This is a genomic window from Megasphaera sp. NM10, from assembly GCF_000417505.1.
GTDB lineage: Bacteria > Bacillota > Negativicutes > Veillonellales > Megasphaeraceae > Megasphaera > Megasphaera intestinihominis.
In genome coordinates this window covers 1-6,256 of sequence record NZ_APHY01000089.1, presented here as the reverse complement: position 1 = coordinate 6,256, position 6,256 = coordinate 1, and the positions used below count along the sequence as shown (strand labels likewise).

5 protein-coding genes are annotated in these 6,256 nt (G+C 51.1%); 3 read left to right on the top strand and 2 right to left on the bottom strand.

Annotation, left to right across the window (positions count from 1 at the left end):
- Positions 1 to 34 precede the first annotated feature (34 nt).
- Positions 35 to 3,139: a diguanylate cyclase domain-containing protein gene (locus NM10_RS13095; RefSeq protein ID WP_020311795.1), complete on the top strand. Its 3,105-nt coding sequence runs from the start codon at positions 35 to 37 to the stop codon at positions 3,137 to 3,139.
- Here the strand turns inward: NM10_RS13095 and NM10_RS11930 are convergent.
- Together NM10_RS11930 and NM10_RS11925 are read right to left on the bottom strand one after the other, a co-directional pair.
- On the bottom strand, positions 3,130 to 3,681 hold the full coding sequence (locus tag NM10_RS11930) for a biotin transporter BioY (protein ID WP_020311794.1): 552 nt from the start codon (positions 3,679 to 3,681) through the stop codon (positions 3,130 to 3,132). The two genes, NM10_RS13095 and NM10_RS11930, sit on opposite strands and share 10 nt — an antisense overlap.
- A gap of 100 nt (positions 3,682 to 3,781) precedes the next feature.
- Positions 3,782 to 4,609, bottom strand: coding sequence for a pyridoxamine kinase (locus NM10_RS11925; RefSeq protein WP_020311793.1), 828 nt, complete (start codon positions 4,607 to 4,609; stop codon positions 3,782 to 3,784).
- A 282-nt stretch (positions 4,610 to 4,891) separates the two neighbouring features.
- On the opposite strand from NM10_RS11925, the gene tnpA reads away from it, so the two are divergent.
- The gene (gene tnpA, locus NM10_RS11920; RefSeq protein ID WP_020311792.1) at positions 4,892 to 5,287 is read left to right on the top strand and encodes an IS200/IS605 family transposase; all 396 of its coding nucleotides are present in this window, start codon (positions 4,892 to 4,894) and stop codon (positions 5,285 to 5,287) included.
- Positions 5,288 to 5,343: 56 nt separating this feature from the next.
- On the top strand, positions 5,344 to 6,256 hold a 913-nt coding region (locus tag NM10_RS11915), incomplete at its 3' end, for a transposase (RefSeq protein ID WP_239639737.1).

The window sequence follows — 6,256 nt, the reverse complement described above, 5'->3', positions numbered from 1 at the left end:
TGTAAAGATACAGGGCTATTATTTTGGACGGCCTATGACYTACGAAGACTTGTCAGTGTTTTGCAAGCACTATGAGCATGGCTTGGAAACGCGGCGGGAAGAACCAGTCTATGATAAAGCCGGTCTGGTCAATGTCGTAACGGATTTACCGACTGCTATTTTTCACTACGATGGCACTCAGGCCGGGGTGTTATGGGCTAATCTGGCTTTTCGAAAAATCCTCCGATGGTCTTTGCCCGGATACAATGGCCATGACCTGCCCTTGTGGATTCAGGACTTTTCATTCAGGCAGCGCCTGCAACCTTGTCTGGATGAACTCCTTGTTTCCGGGCAAAATCAAGTCATGACCTATGTTGAAAGAGACCATTATTTGCAGCTGCATTTGGAACTCATCGGCGGAACTCAGGGGCGATACCTGGGACGGGCCTGCATCTATAATATTGCCGATGCCAGCGAACGTCAGGAGATACAGCGTATCGATTATCTGCTGCGCAATATCCTGAAGGTCTATAAAGGCTTATATTACCTGCATCCTGGCAAAGATACGTTTGAAGTCATCAAGACGACGATGACCCATTGGGCTGATGGAAAGTCCCTGAAAGGCATCCAAAAGCTGCTCATCGACTATGCTGTCCAGTCCGTCTACGTCGACGACAGGGAAAGGTTCTTATCATTCCTTGATTTCGATAACCTTTGCCACCAGGCGGACCAGTCCCCGACGGCCAGTGTCGGTGACGTTTTCCGTATCAAACAGGCCGACGGCAGTTATCGCTGGACTGTCTTTTTGGCCCTCCGCCTCCAGCAGGCCGATGGCCAATATGACATTCTGTTGTGCTGCCGCGATGATGCATGGGAAACGGCGCGGGACCGCAAGAGCCTGTTGCCCATATTGGCCACTTCTTTTGGCATCCACGAATTGGAACCGGCCCGGCAGCCTTATTTCCGCCTCTTGCGGGAACTCTGCCAGGCCATGATTCATTATTCGGATATCAAATTCTTCTGGAAAGACCGGGAACGGCGTTTTGCCGGCGTCAGTCAGTCCTTCCTCGACTATTATGGCCTGACCGATGAAAAAATCCTCATCGGGAAGACCGATGAGGAGATTGGCTGGCATATCCAGGGGAAAAAGTATGAGGAAGCCGAACGGGCTGTCCTGGAAAAAGGCGAAATTACGCGACATATTATCGGGGAGTGTCTCGTCCAAGGCCGACCGCATCGAATCGCAGCTACGAAATTCCCTATCTACCAGGGACGGCGTATTATCGGCCTGATGGGTTATTTTGAGGATTTAGAGTATGAAGAAGCCCGGCAGGTGCAGCTCCGGCAGAGCAGTTTTGTCGACGATGTGACGGGGCTGCTCAATTTCCGGGGTATCTTGCAGGCGGCAGACGAGTATGCCGATAAATATCGGCGCTATGGACAGGATTATACGTGTGTCCTACTCGAAGTGCCTGCATACGAAGCGCTTTTTCAGGAGTATGGCGATGAAGTAGGACAGAAATTGTTGCAGGTCATTACGCAGCAGCTGCTGGCCTTCCATGTGTTGAATGAAACGATAGCCCATTTGAGCGGCAGCCGTTTTTGCTGCCTTGTCCCGAAGGCGATGGATGCCGATTTCCGGAATAAAATGCTGGGCCTCATCAATGCTATCCATGGCATTACGAATATTGGCGGCTACAGTTGTACTCTTTATTTGCAATACGCCGTGGCCCAGGGGTCGGAGGGCCAGGATTTCGATGAGGTCATGCAGCTGTTGCGGAAACGACTGGATGAAGCGAAAGAACAGCAGTATGGGCAAGCCATCTATATTGGCGACCGCCTGGTCTTCGACAAGGAGAAATTCGACAAGCTCGATGAAGAAGTGTCTGTCATGGACCCAGATACGTATGAACTGGTCTATGTCAATGACTATATGCAACGGGCCTATGGCCTTTCTGATAGCAGCAGCTGGGTCGGTGAGAAATGTTATAAAATCCTGGCTGACCGGGAGACTCCCTGCGATAATTGCCTCAATGACAGGCTGCGCCGCGATTGTTTTTATACGGCAACGCGCCGCAACCGCAAGACAGGGCAATACCTGTTCATGCGGACGACGCTCATTCCTTGGCAGGGGAAGAATTACCGTTTTTCTATGGCTTTCGACCTGAGCCGGTATATTTTCCGCGACCGGGAAGAAATTGATGTCGTCTTCCGGGAAGTCATGGCCAACGACGTCATTGCCATCGGCATGCGTGAAGCCGATCCCCATACAGGCCTGCAGAAAATGCTGGAAAAAATCGGTCATAGCCTGCAAGCTGAACGGGTCCTGATTTTTGAGGAACAGCCGGACCAGACCGTCAGCGCTACCTATGAATGGTATCAAGAGGATTTGCAGCCGATGGCTCCTACGGTCCAGCACATTCCCATGGACTCCCTGCGACCGCTGTATGCGGCCTTTGATGCTAAACAGATGGCCATTATTGAAGATGCACAGGCTTTCGTCCGGGCTCATCCTGGATTTACGCCGCATCTTTCCGGCGTCCGCCGCCTCGTATCGGGACATCTGACTCAATCGGGCAAGTCCCTGGGCTTTACGGAAGTCGTCAACCCGTCGGCATTGGCCTTTAAATCGGCCAGCCTCCTGTTGTCGACGCTGACCTTGTTCCTGGCCAGTATGCTGCGCAACCGCGATACTTTCCGTTCGCTGGAACGCCTCAGCACGACGGACCAGCTGACCGGCGCCGGCAATCGCCGGGGGTTTACCGAATATATCCGGGCTGTGCCCGATGGGATTTTCCTGGCCTTTATTTTTGGCGACCTCAACGGCCTCAAGCGAATCAATGATACGCAAGGCCATGAAGCCGGAGACCATCTCCTCCAGCAGGCTGTCCGGCATATGAAAGCCTTGAGCGGCGATAACGCCGTATTCCGCATGGGCGGCGATGAATTCATGGTCATCGCCAGGAATGCCAGTGAACAGCAGGCTCAGCAGCTCGTCCGCGAGCTGCTGGCCCGTTACCGTTCCAGCGGCATCAGCATGGCCTTAGGCGTTGTCGTCTGCCAGACGCCTATTGCCAATATCGACGAGGTGTTATCCCAGGCAGATCGGGAGATGTATACTGACAAAGAACGGATTTACACAAGCTGGCGTCATTCGTGAGATACGGTTTTATTTATGGCCAATAAGGGCCGTGCCAGAGCGGCAGCGCAGAGGCTCTTGACGATGTCCAAGGGGATGAAGGGGACGACGCCGCTCATGATGGCTGCTTCCCAGGGCATTCCCGTGATGCCTTTGAGCTGCAGTACGCCGCCGATATAGATAACGGGGATACCGATGGCGACGGCTGCCAGAGAGTAGCGACGGAAGTTGTATTCCTTCCCTTTGAACCAGGACATGAGGAAGACGGCGGCGACATAGGCCCAGATATAGCCGCCTGTCGGGCCGAACATCTTGCCGGGACCTGCCGTACCGCCTGTGAAGACGGGGACGCCGATGATGCCGATGCCGATGTAGGCCAGCATGGTGATGGCTGCATCTTTCGGCGGCAGCAGGAAGGCGACCAGGTTGACGACGAGCGTCTGCAAGGCGATGGGCGACTGGGAAAAGGGCAGGGGAATGATCAAATAGGCAGAAATACAGTTCATAGCAATCAATAAGGCGATGCGCGTCAGGCGCATCGTCTTTTCTCTTGAATCAGACATGATAAAAGCGCTCCTTTGCTTACGGACTTCTTCCGTATTATAGCAAAAAAGCGCTCATGAGGTCAACTTTATATGGATTTATATAAGTTAACAATAAAACTTAGAACAGCTTTTTCAGGCACGGTTCGACCTGAACGCCTTCGCGGGGATCGCTGCCGGACTGGTAGGTGTAGCCGATGGCGTAGTTCAGGAACTGTGTGGCCTTTTTGACGCTGTCGTGCAGGGACTGGCCCTGGAGCAGGGAACCTGTGAGGACGCTGGTGAAGAGGTCGCCTGTGCCGCAGGTGCTGAAGGGGATGCGGTCGACGGTACATTCGTCGAAAGACGTCGTCTGGGCGTCGTAGCTGACGACGGTGATCGTTTCGTTGCCCGTGGGGACACTGGTGATGATGATTTGACGCGGTCCCATGGCGGCCAGCTTCTGGCAGAGTTCGAGCATAGTCTTCATGGATGGCGCGCCCTGGGCATAGGGGATGTCGGCCAGCAGGGCAGCTTCGGTATAATTCGGTGTAATGATGGTCGCTTTGGCGATAAGCTTGCGCATTTCCATGACAATATCGGGCTTGAAGACCGGGTAGAGCTTGCCGTCATCGGCCATGGCCGGATCGACGACGACGAGGGTATCCTTCTTGGCGAAGCGGGCGATGGCGTCGAGGACGATGGCGATCTGGCCGGCGTCGGCGAGGAAGCCGCTGTAAATGGCGTCATACGAATAGCCCAGTTTCTGCCATTTATCCATGAATTCCGTCATGTGCGGCGTAAAATCAGAGAAGGTATAGTCGCCATACGTCAGGTTGTTGCTGAAAATAGCCGTCGGGAAGGGGCAGACCTGGAAGCCCATGGCCGAAATGACCGGGATGGCGGCTGTCAGGGAGCAGCGGCCGAAAGAACACATATCGTGGATTGCGAGGACGCGTTTAGTTGCCATAGAAAAACCTCCTAAAAGTAAACTGTACTATTATTTTATCCCAAGATATGGACCATGTAAATAAGACAGATTGCGGCGATTCTGTCCTGCCTGCTGATTCTCGCAGGGACATAAATATGGTATAATAAAGTTTAACCTGATTCTGCAAGAAGTTTCCTGCCTCTTTAGGCGGTGAGATGAATTGCAGGTTTTTCTGAGGGTTCGATGCCCTCAGAAAGACAATTTCTTCATAATTTGTTTTGCAGTATAATCAGTAGTAAGAGAGAAAGGACTGATTATACTATGGAATTAGACAGTAATAACCATTCAGTGTTCTTACTCTATTACCATCTTGTTTTAGTGGTGAAGTACCGACGCAAAGTATTTTCTGACCCAATGAGCCAATATGCAAAAGATATATTCGTCCGCATAGGTTCATCATATAATATCACTTTGGAAGAATGGAACCACGACCAGGACCATGTACATATTATGTTTCGTGCCCATCCTAATACAGAGATATCGAAATTTGTCAACGCTTATAAAAGTGCCAGCTCAAGGCTCATAAAGAGATACTTCCCCGAGGTTAGGTGTAAGCTATGGAAGGAAATGTTCTGGTCAAGAAGCTATTGTCTACTGACAACCGGCGGGGCTCCTATAGCGACAATTCGCAAGTATATAGAAAGTCAAGGCAGGTGATGATAGTGAATAAGGCATACCGATACAGAATCTATCCGACAACGGAACAGAAAATTATGTTTGCCAAGACCTTTGGGTGTGTCCGATTCATCTACAACAAGATGCTGAGTGACCGCATTGACTATTATAAGGAAACCGGCCAAAAGCTGAATAACACGCCTGCGCAGTACAAAGAAGAATTCCCTTGGCTAAAGGAAGTAGATAGTTTAGCCCTTGCCAATGCCCAAATGAACCTGAATAAGGCCTACAGCCACTTTTGGAATGACAGCCAGCATTTCGGCAAGCCGCGCTTCAAGTCCAAGAAGAATCGTCGTGCTTCGTATTCCACGAACAACCAGAAAGGCTCTGTCCGAATCGAGGGCCATAAGGTGAAACTGCCGAAAGTCGGTTGGGTGAAATTATGCCAACATCGTCCCTTGCCGGAGAACAGTATCATAAAGACCGTGACCATCAGCAAGACGCCATCAGGAAAGTACTATATCAGTATGCTGGTGGAGTATGAAAACCAAATACTCCCTGTCATACCGAAGACCTTCCTGGGCCTGGATTTTGCGATGCACGGCTTGTATGTGGCTTCCGATGAGGATGAGGCTAAGTATCCCGATTTCCTGCGAAAGGCAGAGAAGAGATTGGCTAAGGCACAGCGGAAGCTATCCCAAAAGCAGAAAGAAAGTCATAACAGAGAAAAACAAAGGCTGCGTGTAGCTATTCTCCATGAGAAAGTGGCCAATCAACGCCGGGATTTCCTGCATAAGAAGGCTCGCTACCTCGCAGACCGCTATGATGTCATTGGCATTGAGGATATCAGCGTCAAAGCGATGGCAAAGCGGAAAAAGGGTGGCAAGTTCAGCTTTGGCAAATCCGTAGCTGACAATGGCTGGAATATGTTCACGAACATGTTGGAATATAAATTGGCTTGGCAAGGCAAAAAGCTTATCAAGATAGACAAGTGGTATCCAAGCAGCCCAA

Excerpts from the sequence above, each read along its gene's own strand:
- NM10_RS11930 (WP_020311794.1), bottom strand. The coding sequence starts at position 3,681 with ATGTCTGATTCAAGAGAAAAGACGATGCGCCTGACGCGCATCGCCTTA.
- NM10_RS11925 (WP_020311793.1), bottom strand. The coding sequence starts at position 4,609 with ATGGCAACTAAACGCGTCCTCGCAATCCACGATATGTGTTCTTTCGGC.
- tnpA (WP_020311792.1), top strand. The coding sequence starts at position 4,892 with ATGGAATTAGACAGTAATAACCATTCAGTGTTCTTACTCTATTACCAT.